This window comes from Dysgonomonadaceae bacterium zrk40 (assembly GCA_016916535.1).
Taxonomy (GTDB): Bacteria; Bacteroidota; Bacteroidia; order Bacteroidales; family Dysgonomonadaceae; genus Proteiniphilum.
In genome coordinates this window covers 2,984,598-3,009,220 of sequence record CP070276.1, presented here as the reverse complement: position 1 = coordinate 3,009,220, position 24,623 = coordinate 2,984,598, and the positions used below count along the sequence as shown (strand labels likewise).

The 24,623-nt window shown below is 40.2% G+C and carries 23 protein-coding genes; 15 read left to right on the top strand and 8 right to left on the bottom strand.

Annotated features, from left to right (window positions below; translation table 11 throughout):
• Window positions 1-52: 52 nt before the first annotated feature.
• Window positions 53-1,216, bottom strand: a complete 1,164-nt coding sequence (locus JS578_12490) for an IS4 family transposase (GenBank protein QRX63654.1) — start codon at window positions 1,214-1,216, stop codon at window positions 53-55.
• 854 nt (window positions 1,217-2,070) lie between these two features.
• Between JS578_12490 and JS578_12485 the strand changes: the two genes are divergently transcribed.
• From JS578_12485 to JS578_12475, 3 genes are all read left to right on the top strand, one after another.
• On the top strand, window positions 2,071-2,922 hold the full coding sequence (locus JS578_12485) for a tyrosine-type recombinase/integrase (GenBank protein QRX63653.1): 852 nt from the start codon (window positions 2,071-2,073) through the stop codon (window positions 2,920-2,922).
• Window positions 2,923-2,931: 9 nt separating this feature from the next.
• Window positions 2,932-4,092, top strand: coding sequence for an IS91 family transposase (locus JS578_12480; protein ID QRX63652.1), 1,161 nt, complete (start codon window positions 2,932-2,934; stop codon window positions 4,090-4,092).
• Between the two features lie 364 nt (window positions 4,093-4,456).
• Entirely contained in the window at window positions 4,457-5,107 is a 651-nt protein-coding gene (locus tag JS578_12475) for a hypothetical protein (GenBank protein QRX63651.1), read from the top strand.
• A 77-nt stretch (window positions 5,108-5,184) separates the two neighbouring features.
• Here JS578_12475 and ltrA (JS578_12470) read toward each other — a convergent pair whose 3' ends face one another.
• Complete coding sequence (ltrA, locus tag JS578_12470) at window positions 5,185-6,480, bottom strand: group II intron reverse transcriptase/maturase (GenBank protein QRX65016.1); 1,296 nt, start codon at window positions 6,478-6,480, stop codon at window positions 5,185-5,187.
• A gap of 1,007 nt (window positions 6,481-7,487) precedes the next feature.
• Between ltrA (JS578_12470) and JS578_12465 the strand changes: the two genes are divergently transcribed.
• The 5 genes from JS578_12465 to JS578_12445 all read left to right on the top strand — a co-directional run bounded on the left by JS578_12465 (window position 7,488) and on the right by JS578_12445 (window position 10,838).
• Window positions 7,488-7,685 (top strand): hypothetical protein, encoded by a 198-nt coding sequence (locus tag JS578_12465; protein QRX63650.1) that lies wholly within the window; start codon window positions 7,488-7,490, stop codon window positions 7,683-7,685.
• Window positions 7,672-8,184, top strand: coding sequence for a sigma-70 family RNA polymerase sigma factor (locus JS578_12460; GenBank protein ID QRX63649.1), 513 nt, complete (start codon window positions 7,672-7,674; stop codon window positions 8,182-8,184). The genes JS578_12465 and JS578_12460 overlap by 14 nt, the downstream gene beginning before the upstream one ends.
• A 1-nt stretch (window position 8,185) precedes the next feature.
• Window positions 8,186-8,863: a hypothetical protein gene (locus tag JS578_12455; protein ID QRX63648.1), complete on the top strand. Its 678-nt coding sequence runs from the start codon at window positions 8,186-8,188 to the stop codon at window positions 8,861-8,863.
• Window positions 8,864-9,072: 209 nt separating this feature from the next.
• A complete protein-coding gene (locus tag JS578_12450) occupies window positions 9,073-10,185 on the top strand; it encodes a DUF262 domain-containing protein (protein QRX63647.1) in 1,113 nt (370 codons plus the stop codon).
• Window positions 10,185-10,838, top strand: coding sequence for a hypothetical protein (locus JS578_12445; GenBank protein ID QRX63646.1), 654 nt, complete (start codon window positions 10,185-10,187; stop codon window positions 10,836-10,838). Before JS578_12450 ends, JS578_12445 begins: the two co-directional genes overlap by 1 nt.
• Window positions 10,839-10,903: 65 nt before the next feature.
• Here JS578_12445 and ltrA (JS578_12440) read toward each other — a convergent pair whose 3' ends face one another.
• A complete protein-coding gene (gene ltrA, locus JS578_12440) occupies window positions 10,904-12,199 on the bottom strand; it encodes a group II intron reverse transcriptase/maturase (protein QRX65015.1) in 1,296 nt (431 codons plus the stop codon).
• An 836-nt stretch (window positions 12,200-13,035) separates the two neighbouring features.
• Here ltrA (JS578_12440) and JS578_12435 point away from each other — a divergent pair.
• Genes JS578_12435 through JS578_12425 form a run of 3 tightly spaced genes read left to right on the top strand, consistent with a single transcriptional unit; the run spans window position 13,036 to window position 15,222 of the window.
• Complete coding sequence (locus tag JS578_12435) at window positions 13,036-14,289, top strand: thermonuclease family protein (GenBank protein ID QRX65014.1); 1,254 nt, start codon at window positions 13,036-13,038, stop codon at window positions 14,287-14,289.
• Window positions 14,270-14,587 (top strand): hypothetical protein, encoded by a 318-nt coding sequence (locus JS578_12430; protein ID QRX63645.1) that lies wholly within the window; start codon window positions 14,270-14,272, stop codon window positions 14,585-14,587. The genes JS578_12435 and JS578_12430 overlap by 20 nt, the downstream gene beginning before the upstream one ends.
• Before the next feature lie 2 nt (window positions 14,588-14,589).
• Complete coding sequence (locus JS578_12425; GenBank protein QRX63644.1) at window positions 14,590-15,222, top strand: MjaI family restriction endonuclease; 633 nt, start codon at window positions 14,590-14,592, stop codon at window positions 15,220-15,222.
• Between the two features lie 80 nt (window positions 15,223-15,302).
• Here the strand turns inward: JS578_12425 and ltrA (JS578_12420) are convergent, their stop codons facing one another.
• Window positions 15,303-16,598, bottom strand: coding sequence for a group II intron reverse transcriptase/maturase (ltrA, locus tag JS578_12420; GenBank protein QRX65013.1), 1,296 nt, complete (start codon window positions 16,596-16,598; stop codon window positions 15,303-15,305).
• Between the two features lie 749 nt (window positions 16,599-17,347).
• On the opposite strand from ltrA (JS578_12420), the gene JS578_12415 reads away from it, so the two are divergent.
• The 4 genes from JS578_12415 (at window position 17,348) to JS578_12400 (ending at window position 20,582) form a co-directional block, all read left to right on the top strand.
• A complete protein-coding gene (locus JS578_12415) occupies window positions 17,348-17,704 on the top strand; it encodes a hypothetical protein (GenBank protein QRX63643.1) in 357 nt (118 codons plus the stop codon).
• A 274-nt stretch (window positions 17,705-17,978) separates the two neighbouring features.
• Complete coding sequence (locus JS578_12410; GenBank protein QRX63642.1) at window positions 17,979-19,025, top strand: GHKL domain-containing protein; 1,047 nt, start codon at window positions 17,979-17,981, stop codon at window positions 19,023-19,025.
• Window positions 18,994-19,359, top strand: a complete 366-nt coding sequence (locus JS578_12405; protein ID QRX63641.1) for a response regulator — start codon at window positions 18,994-18,996, stop codon at window positions 19,357-19,359. The genes JS578_12410 and JS578_12405 overlap by 32 nt, the downstream gene beginning before the upstream one ends.
• 185 nt (window positions 19,360-19,544) lie before the next feature.
• On the top strand, window positions 19,545-20,582 hold the full coding sequence (locus JS578_12400; protein ID QRX63640.1) for a beta-lactamase family protein: 1,038 nt from the start codon (window positions 19,545-19,547) through the stop codon (window positions 20,580-20,582).
• A 27-nt stretch (window positions 20,583-20,609) separates the two neighbouring features.
• Here JS578_12400 and JS578_12395 read toward each other — a convergent pair whose 3' ends face one another.
• The 4 genes from JS578_12395 to JS578_12380 all read right to left on the bottom strand — a co-directional run bounded on the left by JS578_12395 (window position 20,610) and on the right by JS578_12380 (window position 24,424).
• Window positions 20,610-21,029, bottom strand: a complete 420-nt coding sequence (locus JS578_12395) for a hypothetical protein (GenBank protein QRX63639.1) — start codon at window positions 21,027-21,029, stop codon at window positions 20,610-20,612.
• Between the two features lie 737 nt (window positions 21,030-21,766).
• Window positions 21,767-22,975: a porin family protein gene (locus JS578_12390; GenBank protein ID QRX63638.1), complete on the bottom strand. Its 1,209-nt coding sequence runs from the start codon at window positions 22,973-22,975 to the stop codon at window positions 21,767-21,769.
• A complete protein-coding gene (locus JS578_12385) occupies window positions 22,953-23,540 on the bottom strand; it encodes an RNA polymerase sigma factor (GenBank protein QRX63637.1) in 588 nt (195 codons plus the stop codon). Before JS578_12385 ends, JS578_12390 begins: the two co-directional genes overlap by 23 nt.
• A 149-nt stretch (window positions 23,541-23,689) precedes the next feature.
• Window positions 23,690-24,424 carry a NigD-like N-terminal domain-containing protein gene (locus JS578_12380; GenBank protein QRX63636.1) on the bottom strand — a complete coding sequence of 245 codons (735 nt, stop codon included), beginning with the start codon at window positions 24,422-24,424 and terminating at the stop codon, window positions 23,690-23,692.
• Window positions 24,425-24,623 lie beyond the last annotated feature (199 nt).

The following is a 24,623-nucleotide window of genomic DNA, read 5'->3' as shown; positions in this document are numbered from 1 at the left end:
GAGAAATTTTTTATATGTATATCACTAGTGTCCCATTAAAATTGGGACGTTATTAAAAATCAAATAAACTTGGCCCATCTGGTCCAAATCGTTCTTTGTCATTTTGAAATTTAGTTTTGTCAAAGAGGTCTCGAAGAGGCGTTTTATCGGTCAGCGAGATACTCAATATTTGAAGAACTTCGTATGTACTTCTATCCAGTTGCATGTCGTGCTGAATAATTGCCACCAGGCAGTAGGTGCATATAGCTGCGTAGATTTGTATCCGAACGGCATTTTCGGTAATACCCCAGAACTTTTTGATTTTGAGGTGCTGCTTCAGCCATTTGAAGAACAGTTCTACTTGCCAGCGGTTCTTGTAGAGGTCGGCAACTTGAAGGGCAGAAATGTGCGTTGCATTGGTTAAGAAAACAAACTCACGTTTTTGTTCTTCATCCCAATATCTGACCAAACGAAGCGGCTCAGGATAGTATTGCTTCGGATAAAAGCCCGTCAATTGGATAGACATATCTGAGAGTACATTCTTAGGCAATCTTCGCTTCCACTTGACAGGCTTGTATTGAAGATTCTTCTTGGCTCTGACAACGAAGCAGGCACCTATCTGATGAATCCGATACAACATCTTGAAGTTGTTGTAAGCACGGTCAAAGATATAGTAGGAGCCAGACTCATAGGGAATTTCATTCATCGCCTTTGAATCATGCACGGAAGCTTCGGTGATATGAAAGAATGCAGGAATCTGCGTTTCCACATCATACAATGTATGTACTTTGATACCACCTTTCTTCTTGCGAAACTTCGCCCACCAGAATACAGATAGGCATAAATCAATGGTTGTTGAATCAAAGGCGTAAACGTTTCCACCGAGTTTGAAGATATCGGTGACACGCTTCTTCCTTGCTTCGTTTACCAAGTAGTAGGCATACTCCTCAAAGATGTGATAGTCCCTGTTTTGATTGGTTCTCGCCAAGGATGATCTTGAAACATTCCTACCCATTCCCAGATGATAACATTTGGAATGGTGAGCATCAAGAGCGACAATCAAGTCTCGCAGACTTTCACGATTGGAAAGTTGGCCGAACATCAAAGATAGCAACTGGTTCCAGCAAGTGAAATGCTTTATGTAGCGATTCCCTTGGTACTTGTTGACTATACGTCGAAACTTATCTTCATTCAGGAATGAGATTAACTGAGCAAACACATATTTCTCTTTATTCATTGCAGCCTTTGTTATAGGCGGCAAAGGTATCAATTGAAATCGTCGCGCTCGAAAAACCTCTGTATCTAACTAAATTTCAAATATTTCAAAGAACTATTTCAGATTTTAATGGGACAGCAATGAAAAAACCTTATAGTTTTATCAGAGGTTTATTTTCAAAATGACACAGGTTGTCAAATATTTAATTGTTATTTGTCTATATTTGTTTATTGAGAAAGAAAACCTGTAAATAAATCAGAATTGATGCAAGAAGAGAAAAATTCACACCATGTCGTACTGGAAAGTGGTGAGGGAGAAGATCAATTGCGATTTCACGTAGGAGTAAGCGATGAAGCGTATCAGAGAGCCATCGAGTTGATGGATCTGGAAGAAGGAACGATTAGTCAAGATCGGAGGACAGACTTGTTCTTCCAGGCGATGAAAGAAACTTCAAAGGAAAATCGAGAGAAATAGCACAAATTGGATCAAAGAATTGATAGGTAAAGCAGAAATGTTTTCGTAAATTCGTTGCTTGAATTAATTGCCAATAGTTAGAAATGGTGGAATGTTAACTCATATCATTGAAATCCCGTTGAGAACTAAACAAGCAGTGGTTATTCATACCTATGTAAATATTGAAGAGAAGTCATAACCTATGAAGAATCAGCTCAGGGAAAATTTCTGTATGCGCAATTGCATAAAAAACAGACAATTTCCATAAAGTACTTATAATATGAATATTATAAAAACAAACAGGAAGCATATATGAAATGTATACGCAATACAATTGCGTATACACAAACGTTGAACTAAACCTGTCGGTAAATTAGAATAGTGATAATTTTGAAGCGTAATAACTTCAATTAATTATCATTATGAATCTAAACAAAACATTCGAGAGTTTGCAGATCAAGGAGATGCAAATTCGCAATTACAGTACCCGTACAATTAAGACGTATTGCAGCCTGCTCATAAAACTTGAAAAAGACTTGGGTAAATCGCTGTATGAGGTTACCACCGAAGACTTTAAAAACTGGTTACATTACCTGATTACCAAAAAAGGAATTTCCGTTTCCACGGTAAACCAGCTTATAAGTGCTTTCAAGATTTTTCATGTAGACGTCTGCCATCGCAAATGGGAAGAGTTCCATGTAAGACGGCCTCGCAAGGAGAAAAAACTCCCCATAGTTTTGTCATTGCAGGAAGTGCAACGCATGATCACGGTAACAAACAACATAAAGCACAGAGCCATTCTAATGCTTACTTATTCTGCGGGACTTCGCAGGATGGAAGTATTACAAATCAAACCACGCGACATTGATTCACAGCGTATGCAAGTACGTATCGTGCAAGGAAAGGGGAAGAAGGACAGATATACCATTCTTTCGTGGAAAACACTCGAAGTGCTGCGAATGTATTATAAATTGGAACGACCAAGCACTTATCTATTCGAACCGATGGGGCGTAAAGGACAACCCTTGTCGGAAAGAACTGTAGAGTATATTGTGAAAAACAGTGCTAAAAATGCCGGAATAAAAAAAGAGGTATCGTTTCATACATTGCGTCATTGTTTTGCCACCCATTTATTGGAAGCCGGTGTAAACCTGAGACAGATACAGCAGTTCATGGGTCATACTTCATTGAAGACCACAGCTGTTTACCTGCATGTAGCCCATATCAAAACCAGCGAGTTTACTTCTCCATTGGATGATATAACATTTTTCTGATCTATCATTATGGAGAATAAAAAGCAAATCATAGAGATTGCTGACATTTTCCGGGATAAGAGACACGATTTCCTGACCGAGAACACACTTTGTGCCGTACAGCAAAAAGCAATGGAAGATATTATTGCCTGTCGTACTTCAGAACTTGGCGGGCATACATTGAGTTGCAATCATTGCGGTCACAAGGTTCAATCCTATAACTCGTGTCGTAATCGCAATTGTCCCAAATGCCAGTACATAAAACGGATGCAATGGGTGGATAAACTTGCGGCTGATCTCCCCCCGGTAAAACATTTTCACATTGTTTTCACAATACCCGCGTGTCTGCACAAACTGTTTTATATCAATCAGAGGATTGCTTATTCCTTGCTCTTCAAAGCAGCCGGACAAACACTGATGCAATGTGCCAGAAACACGCATTATTTAGGTGCAGAGGCCGGAGCTGTTGCCCTGTTACACACCTGGGGTCAAACAATGACCTATCACCCGCATATTCATACCATTGTTCCTGCCGGAGGAGTATCCGATGATGGAATGGAATGGGTACCAAGTGCTAAAAAGTTTTTTGTCCCGGTAAAAGTGCTCAGCACCGTTTTCAGGGGTATTTTATGTCGGCTACTGCAGGAGTCAGTATTCAGGAAGGAGATCAAACTTCCGGATGATACACCCGATTTTCAGACCATAAAAGCAAAATGCTACGCTAAAAAATGGGTGGTTTATGCAGAAAAACCGTTTGCTTCACCCGATAATCTGGTCCGTTATCTGGGCAACTACACACACCGTGTGGCAATTAGCAACCACCGTATGGTAGGTTACAAAGATGATAAGGTTACTTTCAGCTATAGGGAGAACAAGGCAGGAGGTGCAAGAAAAACAATGACCCTGGAAACTATGGAGTTTATACGGCGATTCATGCAGCATGTCCTTCCATGTGGATTTAGCAAAATACGTTACTTCGGATTCATGGCTATCTGCAAAAGGAAAACAAAGCTCAATTTATGCTATTCACTGTTGCCCACCCCAACCTGTTTTTCAAGACTTACAGGACTGCTTGCAATGGAAGTTTTACAAATAATATCCGGTAAGGACCCGATTATTTGCGCAAAGTGCAAAAAAGGGAAATTAATGGTAAGCCCGGCATGCAATGTTTTACACATGGAACCAGGATAATTCTGATAATTAACAAAAGCGTTCTTTCCATTTAATGACAAAACTCGTATAGATGATGAGCAAAATCATACAGGGAGAATTATGCATTTACGTGGACGGTCTAAGATTAAAAAACAATCATGTACTTGAAAAAGAGCTTTTATAGGAACTTATTAACACAAATCAAGCAAAAACGCCAACCTCCCATAAATACTTTTCCCATAGCAATAGGTTCCGTTCAACTAGTTTTATTTGCCATTATTGATATCATATTAAATTAATCTTTGTGAAAATTTGTGAATCAACTTCTTTTCAATAACTTTGGTGGGCTATAACGGCGAATAAAACACTAAGATGTTGTGTGCAATTAAAAAAATGGAATAAAATGGAATTTTTTGACACTTCTAAAAGTATAGTTGAAAACTTATATCTATTAAGTGGCCCTATACTAACTCTTCTTGCAATTGCAGGAGTAATTCAATTATTTATTACCAGAAAAACATTAATTATTAATTCGAAAAGGGATGCGGCAAACTTGGCAGCACAACAAATTAAAGACTACTCTGTTCGTATAATTCCAAAAATGACGAAATACGACTTCTCTTTAATTAAAGAAAAAATAGAAAAAACGAAAATCGAAATTGGTGATTTCAATGTTGAATATCTCAATCAAAAACTAGGTGCAAAGAAAGTATCAGAAGTTCGAAATGAGCGTTTGAAGTTTTTGGTCTTATGGTTAGATGTTCTAAACTCTATGGAGGCCTTTGCCACCTATTTTACAAAGGGAGTTGCTGATGAAGAAATAGCTTTTTCTTCAATAGGAAGAACTTATTGTTACTCGGTGGAAAACTACTTTTTTGAAATTGCAGATTGTCGAAACCTTAAGGATGACAACTCTTTTCAAAATATTATTGATTTGTACAAAATTTGGAAAGAAAGACTCAAAAAAATTCAGCTAACTAAAGAGCAAGAAGAATTGATGCTTAAACTACATCAAGTTAATGAGACAAAAATTGACCCTATCGGAACAAAATAGAACTGCACACAATCGAGTAGACTGCCCCGCCAGCCTTGGCTGACGGGGAGAGCCTCTCACACCACTGTACGTACGGTTCACGTATACAGCGGTTCGTTAAGAAATGGAGCAATTTTCTGATAATAAGTAAACATAGGTTCGTAACCGCGTTGTTGCAGACGTTCCACCGTGATGGTGGTTTTCAAAATAGGGCTACAGGCGACCGCCCATGTACCCATTCGGCTACGGCTGTGGCTGTATGCGTGTTCAAGGTCAACGCCCAAACGTATCAGGTTTTTCCGTCTTCGTTCGGATTTCTTCCATTGTTTCCAGATACAGCAACGTAACCGGTTACGCACCCACCCATCCACATCTTTGAGTTTTTCCTGGATACTTGCCATGCGGTAGTATTGAAGCCAGCCTCGCTGTACTTCTTTCAGTTTGTGGATACGCTCATCGAAACTGGCGGGTGTGGTTTTTCGGGTGATGGCTTTGAGTTTTAGTTTCAGGTTTTTCCATCCTTTGCCGCTTACCACCAGCTGGTATTTGCCTTTTTCCCCCTTTTTGTAAGTGGGCACAAAACCATATCCTAATAGCGAAAAGTTTACGGGGCGACGGATTCCACTTTTCTCCCGATTAATAGGCAGGTGTAGTTTACTCTTTAGAAAGAGAAAGATCTCGTTGCCTGTTTTGCGGGCTTGCCATTGGCTTTTGCAATAAATGCTAAAGTCGTCAGCATAGCGGACAGACTTTAATCCACGTCTGTCTAATTCTTTATCCAATTCATCTAACATGATATTGGAGAGAATCGGGCTCAGCGGACTGCCCTGTGGTACTCCTTTTCGGCGTTTGACTAACTTCCCGTTGATTAAAATCGGCGCTCGCAGCCATTTGCGGATAAGACGCAGCGTAAGCGGGCATTTTACCTTGCGATACAACAATTGCAGCAAAATGCAGTGGTCTACTTCGTCAAAGAAGCTCTTCAGGTCAATGTCTACTATATCCTGATAACCATTGTTTATATACTCCAATGCTTTGAGTACCGCTTGCAGGGCATTCTTATTCGGGCGAAATCCATAACTGTAATCCTCAAATTCCATTTCGAACCGGTTGGCTAAAACTTGCCCTACGGCTTGTTGAAGCATCCGGTCAACCACGGTGGGCACACCTAAAAGACGTCTCTTCCCATTTCCCTTGGGTATCTCTACCCCCAAAATGGGTTGTGGCAGGTAAGTGCCGTTTAACAATGATTGCTCTATACTTTCCCTGTTCTTTGTCAGGTGGTCGTATAGTTCACTTACAGGCATTCGATCAACTCCTGCCGAACCTTTGTTCTGCCTGACCTGTTGCAATGCACGCATCATGTTGTGACGGTTAATCACTTGCTCAATCAATTCCATTTCGTTTTTGTTTGCTCTTTTAATCATCTTCTCTTGCCCTGTTTCGCTTGCTACAGGCTATTTCATTGCTGAAAATCCATGTCGCATTAAAAACTTCTTAACGTTCAGTCCTTCATTACGTTCGTGAGACCTCCGACTCTCTGGATTTCTATCACTTGCCGGCTCGTTTTCCGTAATTACTATGACCTCGGCTGACTTCTCATTACATTTTACTGCTTAGAGATCTCCCCCGGTAAGAGCTTTTTCCTTCCTCCAATCCCTGCGGTATCTACATATCTGTCCACAAACTACCTTTTGGGCGTTACAATGATGTGGTTACTTACCCAAGACAATTATGCCTCATATACCGTTTCTGTTCGTCAGTACCGGATTTTGCAGTCTCGCTTCCTTCACTGCTGTCGTCACCAACAACCAGCTTGCGACTTGCTAATGCTTCGGGCACGACCCCGTGCATAAGGGACTTGCACCCCCTGGAAAAATACACCTGCTTAGAGCATTGTTTAACCAAAATTATTTGTAATTTTGAAATTTTACTGTTGCTTGCAGCAGGTGCGCTCTGCTCATGCAGGGCGCACACATCATGTATAAAACATTGGGGTCTAAGTGGTTTCTTGAAGTGTTCTGCCCCGCATACGCTTTTGCAACGGCAGACAGTGACGAAGCCCGCAATCCCCAACGTTTCATACATGTACCGTTCTCCCGACATCGCCTTCGGCTCGTCGGGAGAACGGACGGAGGATTACATCCTGCATTCTACTCCTCGCCTAACGGCGACATCGTAGAACACAGGATTTGCGAGATTACAAGGGATAGTGGATATCCCCCCCGCAACCTCGCAAATCCTCCGTCCGTTATGTGCAAGTGTAAGACCGACCGTGCCAAACATCAAAACGACCATTTGACTTCAGGCAAAAAATATTTTTTATACGGATTGTGATATTTTGACCCTTTGTGCGAATAATTAGGAAAGTAGAAAGTTTAACACCTAATTATTTAATCGAATGGGAAAAAGAAATAACAAATTATTGGCTATTGCATTTATTGCGATACTGACCTTGACAACAGGATGCGGAATCACAATCACGAGAAATCACTATTATGGTTATCCTGACCAAAGTGTAAAAAAATCAAACAAAAATGAAGTGCAAATCAACTATCCCGTTGATACACTGACAAATTACAAGAATGGACAAAATTGATAAATCCGACATATTTCTCTCTGTTGTTCAAACTAATAAAGGTATCATCTACAAGGTAGCAAATTCTTACTGCAAAAATGTTGAAGACCGAAAAGACCTCGTTCAAGAAATTATTATCCAGTTGTGGAAATCATTTGACAATTATGACGACAATTTCAAGTATTCAACGTGGATGTATCGAATTTCTTTAAATGTTGCGATATCATTTTATCGGAAAGAAACTAGCAGAAAAAAAATATCAAATCTGTTAACAGACGGAATTATCAATTTCCCTGATAATGACTATTTTGAAGATAAGGAAACGGATTTAGGTATTTTACAACAGATGATTTCTCAACTCAAAGATTTGGATAAAGCATTGATGTTGCTTTATTTAGAAGAAAAGAGTCACAAAGAAATTTCTCAAATCATCGGGATTTCTGAAACTAATGTCGCCACCAAAATAAACCGTATCAAAAACGGCTTAAAACAAAAATTTACTAAAATTAAAAATCAATAAAATGGAAAATACAGAACTGATTAACATTTGGAAACAACAAAATGCCAAAATCGAAAAAACATTGGCAATTAATGAACTTCTTTTGAAAGAAGCTATAAACAACAAAGCTAAATCTTCTTTGAAATCATTGGTTAAATTAAAAACATCAGGAATCGTTGCCTTTGTCTTTTATCTTTTGATTTTAGGACACGCCTTGTTTTATGCCATATTTAACTATTCCTCGGCTTTGAACTATTTTATCATTTCAGTCGCTATAATCACCGTGGTTAACATTAAAGGTTTTTCCGACTATATTAGACACCTTAATTGGACGAACAACATTAACTATAATGGTAGCATAATCGAAATTCAACAACAATTATCAAGACTTCAACTATCCATAATTGACCACGCTAAAATTATGTGTCTTCAAATCCCGTTTTACACCACATTTTATTTGAGTAATAAATGGTTTCCTCAAGAAGTCGGATTTGGATATATTGTTTTTCAGGTATTATTGACAAGTTCTTTTATCTACCTTAGTTATTGGCTATATAAGAACCACAAGCCCGAAAACTTAAACAAAAAATGGTTCAGGAATATGATTGCAGGTTCGGGTGGTAAATCAGTAATGAAAGCAATGGAGTTTTATAAGGAAATGGAAGAGTTTAAAAGGGACGACAAGAACACCAGCACATAACAAGGGTTTTGCAAAATGGCGGGTCTACGTCTAAATTGAAAGTTTGTACATTTTAATCCGCAAAAGCCAATTTTATTGGCTTTTTTTCATAATTTAGCAAATAAAAATTGGCTTTTGCTACGTTCCGTCTAAATCGAAACTTTCCGCTTCGATTTTCCGCCACTTCGCAAAGCCCCGAACCGTTAGGCACAAGCTAAAAAAAAAGAACAATGGATAAATTATTAGAAGAAATTGAAAAAAAAAGAACAATGGATAAATTATTAGAAGAAATTGAAAAAAAAAGAACCAGTTTTAAAACTGAAAGCTATGCAATGTCTATTGGGGAATTAGTAAACCTTTATGAAAATGAAGAAATCATTATTAGACCAGAGTATCAAAGACTTTTCAGATGGACTCACGGACAAAAAGTTAAACTTGTCGAATCTATTATATTAGGAATACCTATTCCTTCTGTTTTTGTTTATCAAGATGAAAATGGAATTTGGGAATTAGTTGACGGCTTGCAAAGAGTATCGACTATTTTACAACTTTTTGGAGTTCTAAAAGATACAGACCCTTTAGTTTTGGAAGGAACAAAATATATTCCAAGTTTAGAAGGCTATAAGTGGGAAGATGGAGATAAAGAATTGCCAGCTGGATTAAAACTATCCATAAAACGAACAAAAATTAACTTAACAATTATTTTAAGTGAATCGGACGAAAGAGCGAAATTCGAGGTTTTCCAGAGGTTGAATACTGGAGGTTCAAACGCTTCTAATCAGGAAGTTCGAAATAATGTAATGTTAATGATTAATCGTGATAGATTTCTATGGTTCGAAGGTTTGTCAAAAAATTCCGATTTTCTGGAAACTTTATCACTTTCAGACAGGCTTTATGATGAACAATATCATATGGAGTTGCTCTTACGATTTATCTCCTTAACTCAATATGATTACAACAATAAAAAGGATGTAGGCGACTTTCTTGATGACATTAATGAAGACATATTAAATAGCAACACATTCGATTTTGAAAAAGTTAAAGAAAATTTTGATTTGACATTTGCAACACTAAATAGAATATTGGGAGAAAAATCATTTAAAAAATATAACGGCATTGATTTCAAAGGGAAGTTTTTAGAATCGGCATTTGAGGCAGTAGCAGTTGGTTTATCCCCAAATATTTCCAACTATAATCTTCCCCAAGATGATACTTTAATAAAAACAAAAATTCAAGAGCTTTATAGTCAAGAAACCTATAACCTGACGTCCGGTTCTGGTTCAAATGCAAAAACGAGAATTCCAAAACTTGTTCCTTTCTCAAAAGCTTATTTCGAGAAATAATGGCGAGAAAACCATATACATATAACGAACTCATTGATTTAGTTGGTAATGACTACGCGTGGAGACGAAAGGAACTTAAAATTATTAAAGACCAAATTCCGAGTAGTCCAAGTCCTAAACAAAGCGCAGCGTTGAGATTTTGCGTTCCAATTTTGTATGCTCATTGGGAGGGATTTGTTAAAAAATCGTGTGAGTTATATTTAGAATTTGTAGCTAAAAAGTATCTTAAGCATAGCGAACTGAAACCACAATTCATTGCACTCTCATTGTCAAAAACTTTAGGAAATTTGGAAATAAAAAATATAGAAGAACGCACCAAAGCGGTTGAATTTTTAATCAACGAAATTGACAAGAATTCAAATATGCTAACTAAAAACGTAATCCAAACTAAATCAAATCTTCGTTATAGTGTATTAGAGGAAATTTTATTTATCATTGGGATTGACGAAACGAATTTCGCGCATAAAAGGAGTCTTATAAACGATTTGGTTGATGCAAGGAATAATATTGCACACGGAGATTATCTACGTGTAGAATATGAAGCGTATAACTTAATGCATCAGGATACGCAACAATTAATGGAACTATTAAAAACGGAAATCGAAAACGCAGCGACTTTGGAAGAATATAAAGTGAAAAAAGCCAGTACCTAATCGAGTAGACTGCCCCGCCAGCCTTGGCTGACGGGGAGAGCCTCTCACACCACTGTACGTACGGTTCACGTATACAGCGGTTCGTTAAGAAATGGAGCAATTTTCTGATAATAAGTAAACATAGGTTCGTAACCGCGTTGTTGCAGACGTTCCACCGTGATGGTGGTTTTCAAAATAGGGCTACAGGCGACCGCCCATGTACCCATTCGGCTACGGCTGTGGCTGTATGCGTGTTCAAGGTCAACGCCCAAACGTATCAGGTTTTTCCGTCTTCGTTCGGATTTCTTCCATTGTTTCCAGATACAGCAACGTAACCGGTTACGCACCCACCCATCCACATCTTTGAGTTTTTCCTGGATACTTGCCATGCGGTAGTATTGAAGCCAGCCTCGCTGTACTTCTTTCAGTTTGTGGATACGCTCATCGAAACTGGCGGGTGTGGTTTTTCGGGTGATGGCTTTGAGTTTTAGTTTCAGGTTTTTCCATCCTTTGCCGCTTACCACCAGCTGGTATTTGCCTTTTTCCCCCTTTTTGTAAGTGGGCACAAAACCATATCCTAATAGCGAAAAGTTTACGGGGCGACGGATTCCACTTTTCTCCCGATTAATAGGCAGGTGTAGTTTACTCTTTAGAAAGAGAAAGATCTCGTTGCCTGTTTTGCGGGCTTGCCATTGGCTTTTGCAATAAATGCTAAAGTCGTCAGCATAGCGGACAGACTTTAATCCACGTCTGTCTAATTCTTTATCCAATTCATCTAACATGATATTGGAGAGAATCGGGCTCAGCGGACTGCCCTGTGGTACTCCTTTTCGGCGTTTGACTAACTTCCCGTTGATTAAAATCGGCGCTCGCAGCCATTTGCGGATAAGACGCAGCGTAAGCGGGCATTTTACCTTGCGATACAACAATTGCAGCAAAATGCAGTGGTCTACTTCGTCAAAGAAGCTCTTCAGGTCAATGTCTACTATATCCTGATAACCATTGTTTATATACTCCAATGCTTTGAGTACCGCTTGCAGGGCATTCTTATTCGGGCGAAATCCATAACTGTAATCCTCAAATTCCATTTCGAACCGGTTGGCTAAAACTTGCCCTACGGCTTGTTGAAGCATCCGGTCAACCACGGTGGGCACACCTAAAAGACGTCTCTTCCCATTTCCCTTGGGTATCTCTACCCCCAAAATGGGTTGTGGCAGGTAAGTGCCGTTTAACAATGATTGCTCTATACTTTCCCTGTTCTTTGTCAGGTGGTCGTATAGTTCACTTACAGGCATTCGATCAACTCCTGCCGAACCTTTGTTCTGCCTGACCTGTTGCAATGCACGCATCATGTTGTGACGGTTAATCACTTGCTCAATCAATTCCATTTCGTTTTTGTTTGCTCTTTTAATCATCTTCTCTTGCCCTGTTTCGCTTGCTACAGGCTATTTCATTGCTGAAAATCCATGTCGCATTAAAAACTTCTTAACGTTCAGTCCTTCATTACGTTCGTGAGACCTCCGACTCTCTGGATTTCTATCACTTGCCGGCTCGTTTTCCGTAATTACTATGACCTCGGCTGACTTCTCATTACATTTTACTGCTTAGAGATCTCCCCCGGTAAGAGCTTTTTCCTTCCTCCAATCCCTGCGGTATCTACATATCTGTCCACAAACTACCTTTTGGGCGTTACAATGATGTGGTTGCTTACCCAAGACAATTATGCCTCATATACCGTTTCTGTTCGTCAGTACCGGATTTTGCAGTCTCGCTTCCTTCACTGCTGTCGTCACCAACAACCAGCTTGCGACTTGCTAATGCTTCGGGCACGACCCCGTGCATAAGGGACTTACACCCTCTGGAAAAATACACCTGCTTAGAGCATTGTTTAACCAAAATTATTTGTAATTTTGAAATTTTACTGTTGCTTGCAGCAGGTGCGCTCTGCTCATGCAGGGCGCACACACGGTATATAAAACATTTGGCGGATAGTGCTGATTTTAAGGACGGTACATTTAATAAACATAGCAACGGTTTGATAGGAAATCGCCTTGAAATGCCAAACGTTTCATATACCCAACCGTTGGGTGCAAGGCTAAGAAACCCGAGAAATCGAGCAGAAAACTTTATATTATGACTACCTTTGCAGACAACAACAATTAAAAAGAAATTTAAAGTGAAGACGACACATAAAATAATAAATGGAGACAGTCGACAAATGAATCTTGTCCCCGACAAATCTGTTCATTTAGTCATAACCTCGCCACCTTATTGGCAGCTAAAGGACTATGGAACAGAGAATCAAATAGGCTATCACGAAGATTATGAAACCTATATAAATAACCTCAATCTTGTTTGGAAAGAATGTTACCGGATTCTTGACAACGGTTGCAGACTATGTGTAAATATAGGTGACCAATTTGCAAGGGCTGTATACTATGGACGTTATAAAGTTATTCCAATTCGGACTGAAATAATTAAATTCTGTGAGAGTATCGGATTTGATTATATGGGAGCTATTATTTGGCAAAAACAAACTACTACAAATACAACTGGTGGAGCATCATTAATGGGAAGTTTTCCGACACCAAGAAATGGAATTCTCTCTATTGACTATGAGTTTATTTTAATTTTTAAAAAATTAGGCACTTCCAAATCAAAGGTATCCAAAGAGATAAAAGAACAATCTAAAATGACTACCGAAGAATGGAAAGAATATTTCGCAGGTCATTGGAATTTTGGTGGAGCAAAACAAGATGGACACATCGCTATGTTTCCAGAAGAGTTGCCTAAAAGATTAATAAAAATGTTTGCTTTTAAAGGCGAAACCGTTTTAGACCCATTTATGGGTAGTGGAACAACCTCTTTGGCTGCAAGGAATTTGGAACGAAACTCAATTGGTTATGAGATTAATCCTGAATTTATTGAAGTTGCAAAAAACAAATTAAACATAAACCAAGCTGATATTGCAGGAACAACATATGAGTTTTTAAAAGATATCATCAACATTGACACAGAAAAGGAGTTTAAAAACTTACCTTATCGATTCGTTGATTTTCAAAACCTTGATAAAAAGATTGACCCCAAAAAGCTTCAATTTGGCTCAAAAATCGATAAAAATAGTGGGCAACGAGAAGATTATTACACGGTAAAAGAAATCATTAGTCCTGAGTTAGTTAAACTCAATAACGACCTTGTAGTCAGACTTATTGGGGTAAAAGAAAACAAGACTTCAAATGGTTCTGCCAAAAAGTTTCTTTACGACAAGACAAAAGGGCAAAAGGTTTTTATGAAATTTGACGAAAAAAAATATGATGAACAGAATAATTTAATGTGTTACCTATATTTAAAGAATAAAACTTTTTTGAATGCACATTTAATAAAAGAAGGTTTTGCTGAACCTGATACACAAATTGATTTTAAATACAAAGACAAATTTTTATCTTACTCAAATGGCATACACACAGAATGATATTAATAATTTGATTGCCATACTTAGAGTAGGGCGAGCTCATGCACAAACAGCTTTTGCAATTGAACGCCAACTGAATCAGCAGCACGGTTTTCCAATTACAGGAAATCAAGTTGCTGCTCGTGGTCTTATTTCTTTTGCTATACAACACGGACATTTGATAAAAAGCTCTACGGCTAATCCAGCAGGTTATTGGATTGAAAATAATCCTGATGAGATAAGGAGATATGTTCAGTCTCTTAGACGTAGAGCACAAAAAATTAATGATAGAGCAAACAATTTAGAAGCAAACTTATAATAATGGCAAAAGAATGGATTTTAAATAGCGCGATGAATCGTTTCCAACTGAACTTTAAAAGAAATGTTGGACCAACATCAGAAAGCATAAGACAATGCGAGCCAAAAACATTGGAAGAGTGGCGAGAATACTATTTTTCAAATGTTCGTTCAAAAGAACACATTATCGAACTTGGAAAAAAACTTTACATTAAAATCACAGAAGTAATTTCAGCAGAAGTTGAAGAAATCACAGAGCAAGATTGTATAGACTATATGCTTCAACTCGTAATCGACAGAACCTTTGATGGCTATTGGACTGAAATTAAAACAATTTATGGTCAGCTCGAACAAGAACTTAGTTACAAAATAGAACCAGCCCCGGACAAATGGGACAGACTCTACAATGTTGACTTTTTCATAAAAATTAAAGAAAAGTATATTGGTTTACAAATTAAGCCCGTAAATCAAGGAATTCAACTATCCCAAATTTTTAAGGAGAAAGGGTTGCAGCAAAAAACGCACGAAAAATTTGAAAAGGAATTTGGTGGCAAAGTATTTTACATTTTCTCGTCTAAAGCAAATGGTAAAAAGGTGATAATGAATCCTGAAATTATTAAAGAAATAAGGATTGAAATTAACCGACTTGAACAATAAAGCCCAGCCCCCCAATCGAGTAGACTGCCCCGCCAGCCTTGGCTGACGGGGAGAGCCTCTCACACCACTGTACGTACGGTTCACGTATACAGCGGTTCGTTAAGAAATGGAGCAATTTTCTGATAATAAGTAAACATAGGTTCGTAACCGCGTTGTTGCAGACGTTCCACCGTGATGGTGGTTTTCAAAATAGGGCTACAGGCGACCGCCCATGTACCCATTCGGCTACGGCTGTGGCTGTATGCGTGTTCAAGGTCAACGCCCAAACGTATCAGGTTTTTCCGTCTTCGTTCGGATTTCTTCCATTGTTTCCAGATACAGCAACGTAACCGGTTACGCACCCACCCATCCACATCTTTGAGTTTTTCCTGGATACTTGCCATGCGGTAGTATTGAAGCCAGCCTCGCTGTACTTCTTTCAGTTTGTGGATACGCTCATCGAAACTGGCGGGTGTGGTTTTTCGGGTGATGGCTTTGAGTTTTAGTTTCAGGTTTTTCCATCCTTTGCCGCTTACCACCAGCTGGTATTTGCCTTTTTCCCCCTTTTTGTAAGTGGGCACAAAACCATATCCTAATAGCGAAAAGTTTACGGGGCGACGGATTCCACTTTTCTCCCGATTAATAGGCAGGTGTAGTTTACTCTTTAGAAAGAGAAAGATCTCGTTGCCTGTTTTGCGGGCTTGCCATTGGCTTTTGCAATAAATGCTAAAGTCGTCAGCATAGCGGACAGACTTTAATCCACGTCTGTCTAATTCTTTATCCAATTCATCTAACATGATATTGGAGAGAATCGGGCTCAGCGGACTGCCCTGTGGTACTCCTTTTCGGCGTTTGACTAACTTCCCGTTGATTAAAATCGGCGCTCGCAGCCATTTGCGGATAAGACGCAGCGTAAGCGGGCATTTTACCTTGCGATACAACAATTGCAGCAAAATGCAGTGGTCTACTTCGTCAAAGAAGCTCTTCAGGTCAATGTCTACTATATCCTGATAACCATTGTTTATATACTCCAATGCTTTGAGTACCGCTTGCAGGGCATTCTTATTCGGGCGAAATCCATAACTGTAATCCTCAAATTCCATTTCGAACCGGTTGGCTAAAACTTGCCCTACGGCTTGTTGAAGCATTCGGTCAACCACGGTAGGCACACCTAAAAGACGTGTCTTCCCATTTCCCTTGGGTATCTCTACCCCCAAAATGGGTTGTGGCAGGTAAGTGCCATTTAACAATGATTGCCCTATACTTTCCCTGTTCTTTGTCAGGTGGTCGTATAGTTCGCTTACAGGCATCCGGTCAACTCCTGCCGAACCTTTGTTCTGCCTGACCTGTTGCAATGCACGCATCATGTTGTGACGGTTAATCACTTGCTCGATCAATTCCATTTCGTTTTTGTTTGCTAATTTAATCATCTTCTCTTGCCCTGTTTCGCTTGCTACAGGCTATTTCATTGCTGAAAATCCATGTCGCATTAAAAACTTCTTAACGTTCAGTCCTTCATTACGTTCGTGAGACCTCCGACTCTCTGGATTTCTATCACTTGCCGGCTCGTTTTCCGTAATTACTATGACCTCGGCTGACTTCTCATTACATTTTACTGCTTAGAGATCTCCCCCGGTAAGAGCTTTTTCCTTCCTCCAATCCCTGCGGTATCTACATATCTGTCCACAAACTACCTTTTGGGCGTTACAATGATGTGGTTGCTTACCCAGGACAATTATGCCTCATATACCGTTTCTGTTCGTCAGTACCGGATTTTGCAGTCTCGCTTCCTTCACTGCTGTCGTCACCAACAACCAGCTTGCGACTTGCTAATGCTTCGGGCACGACCCCGTGCATAAGGGACTTACACCCTCTGGAAAAATACACCTGCTTAGAGCATTGTTTAACCAAAATTATTTGTAATTTTGAAATTTTACTGTTGCTTGCAGCAGGTGCGCTCTGCTCATGCAGGGCGCACACATCGTATATAAAACATTTGGCAGTCAGTGGTTTATCGAGCTTTTTAGCTCGTATTAAAATTTGTTGTATCTTGACAGGAAATCGCTTCGAAATACCAAACGTTTCATATACGTAACCGTTAGGCTCAAGGCAAAAAAAGAAACTTGCAACTAAAAAAATCACAATTATGGATTTTGAACCAATACCGTATTTTTATGATTCCATAGATAGAAATGCGATAATAGTAAGACCAAAAAAACCTTTTTACGATTGGTTGAATTCTGTATTTCCTGAAGATAAACCAACATCGTCTAAGGATGAGAATAATATCTATTTAGTGAGAGAAATGGATAACATTGAAGCGGTTTTAAGGTGGGTCAGAAGAAACTATGAGAAAATATTTATAAATGAACTAAATGATTGGTATACCGACGAAGAAGCATGGCCTGATAATAGAACATACAAAATGTTTGTAGAATGGTTTGACATAGAGATATGTTCCATGATATTGGATCTTGAAGATTTTCCAGTGACAAAGGATTAGATTTTAAAAGAGATGAAATAAATAAATGCCATGTACACAATTAGCAGTCATACACAATTGCCTGGCCGAAGGGATGCTAATGTTGGGTCGTTTAGCTATCTTTCTGTTAACTCGACAATCTTTCTAGTAACTCGACAAGCGAGCGCTCCAAAGCGGCAACTGCGCATACCGCCAACCGTTTCCACCAACTGAAAAAAAATTGTGTTAAAATAACAAATGAATAAAAAATGTAATTTGCAAGAATAGTTGTACCTTGGGGAAAATTTATCATTATATGAAGTTACTTCGATTTGAATACAGCATTACCATTTTATACCTGCTGATTGGAGGTTTGTGGATAATATTCTCAGATAAGATACTCTATTTACTGATAAATGAAAGTAGCAGATTAAGCGAATTCCAAACATATAAAGGATGGTTTTATGTAATTATTACCGCAATAGGTTTATTTTTTTTCATAAAAAAGCATCTGAATAAACGTCGAAATTTAGAAAAAGAATTGAAGGAATTCCAGAATCAGCTTGAGAAGATGGTCAAACTTCGTACGGAGGAACTGGAAACAGCCATAAAACACCTCAGGGAGACACAAGCTCAATTGTTACATTCTGAAAAGATGGCTTCATTGGGTATATTAACTGCGGGGGTCGCTCATGAAATTAACAACCCTTTGAATTATATTATGGGTTCTTATGTCGGTTTGCTGCGCCATTATAGGGAAAATACGTTTTCAGATAACCCTGAGCAAGTAGGGAAATTGATCGACGCTATGAAGATTGGCATTGACCGTTCCTCTGCTATTGTTCATGGATTAAATCAGTTCAGTAGAAAAAGCGATTCGTATACCGAGAAATGTAATGTGCATGAGATATTGGAGAACTCCCTGACTATGTTGAATAACCTTATAAAACAACATATTACTGTCAAAAAAGATTTTTCAGCATCTGAAATAGTGATTCAAGGAAATGTAGGGCATTTACATCAAGTGTTTATAAATATAATAGTAAATGCAGTCCAGTCAATTGAATCAGAAGGCGAAATTACAATAAAAACGGAAGACAATGAATCTGATGTCTTAATAGCCATTGCCGACACCGGTTTGGGTATTCCCAAAGAAAACCTGAAAAATATCACCGATCCATTCTTTACAACCAAAGCTCCCGGAGAAGGTACGGGATTAGGTTTGTCAATCACATACAATATTATTAAGGAGCACAAAGGAAAACTTATATTTGAGTCGCAAGAAGGAAAAGGAACTACAGTAAAAGTTATAATACCAAAGCCAATATATCATGAGCAAGAAAGCAAAGATTATCTATGTTGACGACGAAGAGGTGAATGTGATGCTGTTTGAAATTAATTTCTCCGTTAATTTTGAAGTCTATTCAGGTTCTAGTGGGTTTGAGGGGTTGGAGTTGTTAGATAAACATCCGGATGTGAAAGTCGTCATCAGTGATATGAAGATGCCTAAAATGACCGGGATTGAATTCATAAAGATAGCGAAAGAAAAATACCCTGAAAAGAAGTATTATATTTTGACAGGATTTGAAATAACGGAAGAAATCCAGGATGCGCTACAGGCGGGACTAATTCAAAAGTATTTTCAAAAACCTTTTGATATACAGGATATTGAAAACTCTATTCATGAGAACTTATAAGGAACAACTGTTACAAACACCTGGTCCTAAATCATTGTGCGGACAGTGATATGTTTGAACTATATAGCATATATTCAGCACTTTAGCGTGATGACAGGTTTTGTTACAAAATGCACAACGATTTTATACCGCCAACCGTTATGCGCAATTTAACAAACGGCATTGCACTGAAATAGACTGATATTATGAAAAAGAAACAGATAAAACGAATACTCAGAATCCTATTTATTATTGCCAGCATAAGCTCATTATACTTCGTACCATGGATTTTGGTAAGAGCATGGATAATGCCACTACCTGATACAGTTCAAGAACAACTCAACGAAGGAATAAATTATGGATTTGATGGAATGATTGTTTATGTGGACGAAACAGGAAAACCTCCTGAGTTATTTGCAGCTGGCTGGCATGACCGAAATAAGAAAATACCTGCCTACCCGCAAGCATTATTCAAAATTGCGAGTATTACAAAATTATATATCGCGGTTGCTACTACAAAATTAGTTAAAGAAGGGCGTTTGTCTTTGGATAAGACACTTGCGGAATACTTTCCGGAACTTGCGGAAAGTATTGAATATTCAGACAAGATTACTTTGAGAATGATGGTGCAGCATCGGAGTGGCATTCCAAATTTTGTTGACCATCCTGATTATTGGACAAAGCCTCCAAAAAACAGACAAGAAACTCTTGAATACGCCCTGGATTTGCCAGCCGTCTTTATACCAGGTGAAGATTATGGTTACTCAAATACCAATTATATGTTGATAGAGGACCTTATTGATAAGACTTTGGGCTATTCCCACCAAGAATATATCAAGGAGAGAATATTGATTCCACTTGGGCTGAAAAACACTTTTGGTTCGCTTAATGAAGTAAACATGGATGATGTAATGAGCGGCTATTATGTTGGTGTTGAAACAGATTTTAAATATGAAAATACTGGCTTAATGCTTGCTACAGCAAAAGATGTGGGCATATTCTTACGTGCATTAAATGATGGCTCGGTGTTTAATGAAGGTGAACAGGAAATTTATTCTTCAATTTACGTTTATGAACATACCGGGCTACTTCCAGGCTATCAGAGCATTGCAAGATACTACAAAGACTTGGATATGGTTGTTATTCAATTCAACAATACAACTAATTTTAATGGTTATGACTGGAATTTAGCAGAAATCATTTATAGCCGAATTGTCAAAATATTAAAGAAAAAAAGCGCATAATAGAGTATGGTGCCTTCCCATCTACAGTTACACCTCAACCGGGTGCCGGCCGGCGTAGAGGCTGTCAGAAACCTGCGTAAGATCGGCCGACGTGAATGCGACATAGCTCTCCACGCGGTCGCCTGCCCAACTCATCGGTAAGGCAAGCCGAGCCTCCAGGTGCTCCCTTTTGCCGGCATGCAGGTCGTATACTGCAACATTTTTTTCAGGGTTGTAGGCAAGCATCATCACTTCATCGTCATAGCTTGCATTGCCGGTTCTGACACGGCTCCACGTCACATTGAGCACCCCCTCCGCGACGGTAGCCCCTGTGATTTCAGATGCCCCAAGCAGCCCCTTCGAGACAAGGATATTCGGATAATCAACTGCATAACCGTTGTCTTCATCCTTGATGACATGCTGCATGTTGACAGACATGGCGGCATTGAAGGTGCTTTTCATTCCCATTGCTTCGAAACGGAAGCCTATCCGAAGAAAGGGTGAGAAAGTGCGCAAAAACGACTGGGTCACTAAGAATCTACTCCGTTGCACAACCTGCTTCTCCGTCCTAGGATCATTTGTCTCAACTGGCATACTGCGAAAATAAAAGCTACCATTTCTATTTACGCCAACTACGTTCCCAATTTTACCGGAGACACCGCCCGTTAAACCATTTTTTGAAATTGCCATAACTCATCTCTTTTAATAGGTTTATAAATAATTACTCATTGTCAAACAGATACTGTTGAAACACAAAGTAAAATAACACCTTTCAGAAATCCAAGAAAAGGGTTTGATTTGCTTCATTTGTCCGTCAAAATCCCTGTTTTTCCGCGAATGTCCGCCATTGTCCGTCAAAGTCCGCCATTGTCCGTCATTGTCCGCCATTGTCCGTCATTGTCCGTCATTGTCCGTCATTGTCCGTCAAAGTCCGCGAATGGGCATACATGGCATTGATTGTTGGTAACAGCGATTGACAAAGATTCTTCGCTTGTGACGGTTCCTGAATAGTTCTTATTTCGTTCGGAATTGAGTCCTTTCTTGCTTTAAGCTGTTAGACGCATATTAGAACGAGATTAGAACCATATTAGAACGAGATTAGAACGAGATTAGAACAAGAACAGGCTTTGAACGGTTACAAAAGGGGCAAAAAAGGCAGGATTCATCCTGCCTTGAAAAAGAATATGAGCCGTTTGAACAGAATATCATTCTCCCAATGTAAATCGCAGACCGATCTGGAGATTGAAGTTGAACGGGTTGTCACTGTAAATGGTCTCTAAATGACTTCCGTTTCTGAAATAATAGGAGATGCCGGGCTCGGCATAGAGCCCTACATGGTTCGAAATTCGATATCCCAGACCGATGGCGGCATTGGCGGACCATTGCAGTTGATGCATTGATATTTTCTCCCGGGTAGTGGTTTCCAGCTGATTGTCGATGTAGTATTTTGAGGTCAGGCGTCCGGCAACGTTCTTCTCGACAAGAGCGCCGGTTGAGAGATAGGCCGATAATTTGGGACTCTGCCAGAAGGTATAGGCTAAATTCAGGGGAACGCCAATGAAATGCAACGTCTGCTTGTCGTCGTAATAATAATTGCCGCTTCCTGCGCGGAGTTCCGATGATAACAGCGAATAGGTTACCCCGCTGGCCACACTCCATCGATCGTTGATATTATACCGCAAGGTGAGCCCGAGGGTAATGGGTTGATGGTGTCTCACATCGGTGTATGCCCGCTCCCGGGTGTCGTTGGCAAGAAAATAATACTGCTCTTCCACCGTTTCTGTCAGGGCAAGGGTACCGTATCCGGTATAGGTATCAGATGTACCGCCGGGGATATTGGACATGGAGAGGCCGCTCTGCCATTTGGAGGATGGTTGTTGATCTCTGTTTTCATTCATTGCCAATAACTGGTCGGTACCCAAACTGATCTCCTCCTCTTCTTCAGTTTCAATGGTGCTCTTTTCATTTTCGCTATCACTCGTCGCGATTTCTTCGGTTGGCTGCCCGTCAACAGGAAGTTCGGTTTCAGCCAAGGCTGTTTCAGGTGTGGCTGCAGGTCTGCTTCGAGCTGAGACGAAGAATCGTTCCGCCTTCTTTTCAACAGGTGTGATCTCCACTGTGGTAGGCTGCACCTGCGGCGGAGTGGTCACCTTCTCTTCGGTAAATAACTCGCCGGTCCGGTTGTCAGCAGTGTTGAAGCGCACGACGAATATCAGCAGGATGGCAACGGCAGCGGCAACGGCCATTGCTCCTGCACGCCATCGCCACAGGTGCCGGCGGGTGCCGACTACACCTGCCACGGGCATCTTCCCGACAGGGATGCGCTGCTCAATCCCTTCCCACAACCCTTCCGGTGCAGGCTCTTCATGCAGCACCATCCGGTTGCGCAGTTTATCTTGCCATTGATCGTTCATCGTGCTTTTTCTTTAAGCGGTACAACTCTATCTCTTTCATCAGTATGCCCTTGGCCCTGTGCAGTTGCGAAGCGGAACTGCTTTCTGCAATGTGCAGCATGGAAGCAATCTCCCTGTGACTCTTCTGCTCGAATACATAAAGGTTGAAGACGGTACGATAGCCGGGGGGAAGCGAATGGATCATCTCCTGAATGACCGGGAGGGGAATGTCGTCGAAGTCCGGCTCCGGTTCCTCTGCCGCAAGGGGCAACTCTTCCTCGGGTAAACTCATGAACTGCATCTTTTCATTTGCGCTGAGATGCCTCAGTGATTCGTTTGCCACGATGCGTGAAGCCCATGCCCGCAACGATCCCTCTCCCCTGTATTCAAACATATGTATGGCGTTGAAAATCTTCAGAAAACTATCCTGCAATACATCCTTGATATCATCCCTGTTTGAGATGTAACGGGCAGATACCGCGGTAAGATACCCGGCATAGTCATCGTAAAACCGCTTCATGGCAAATCTGTTGCCTTGCACGATCTGTCGAACAAGTTCCCGCTCACTGTTTTCTTTTTCAATCATTGACCAATCTTCTCCGGACTGATTACTGGTGCCCCTCAACCGATGAAAGGGGTTGGTTGCACATGGTGCAAATGTACAACCAACCCTCATTTTTTTGTGATAAAAAAATTTAAGGATGCTGAAAAGGTCTATCCCTTTCAGCAATCGGTTTACTTCAGGGGTATCACGCTTCTCGCGGCGGCAATGGCTGAAGATGCCGGTGTGGCAGTGCGAGTGCGGTAATCAAATTCCATCGATTTCTCTCCATTGAACGAATCCCATATCAGCTTCAGCTTCACTGTTTCTCCTTCCGTATCGGGAAGCTGATCCAGCCTGAAGGCGACCAGTCCGTCTCCTACCCTGCCGGATACATCGCCATTGGCATCGTGCTTGAATTGCACCTCGTAGGGGTTTTCGGGATTGTTGGTGGGGATGAGGTTCACGTAATGGGTGATTCCCAGTTGGCTCCACATTGTTCGGAAACGAAGGGTCAGATAGCCATCTTCAGCTATTGTCACCCAGTCGGATACGATCTCCACGGGGTCATTGCCATATTCATTATCATTATCCTCTCCCAGATTGGGTGCCATCGGTTTTGTCCGGATGCTGTCGATCCAATTCACCTTGACGGCCTGATCATACTCCTCACTGGAGTCGTCCACCTCCTCGTAATTGACAAGAGCCCTCACCTCTTTTGAGTCGAAAGGGTGTGAGGTGATGTTCACCGGCAGCAGGGTGGTAGTCTCATCCAGCTGGAAATAGACTGTTTCGTCTGCTGCTTCCTTTACAGTCACGAGGGCGTTGGGATAGAGACGACTCACATCATCGTCGTCGTCCAGACACGAGGGCAGGATTAACATTGTTAGCAATATTCCCGTTGCAAAAAGTAAATGGGTAATCTTCATAATCTTGTTGTTTTAAATGTTACGAATTCATTTGTTTCAATCATAAAAGCAGGAGAGGAGGAATTCCTTGCATGAGAATTTGTTATTTTTTCTAAATAAAGCGTGAATGTCACCACGAAATTGCACTCAGGAGCAAAAACATCGAAAATAATCCATCAAATTAAGCTGTACTTAATAATTTAAAGTGTAACTTTGCACA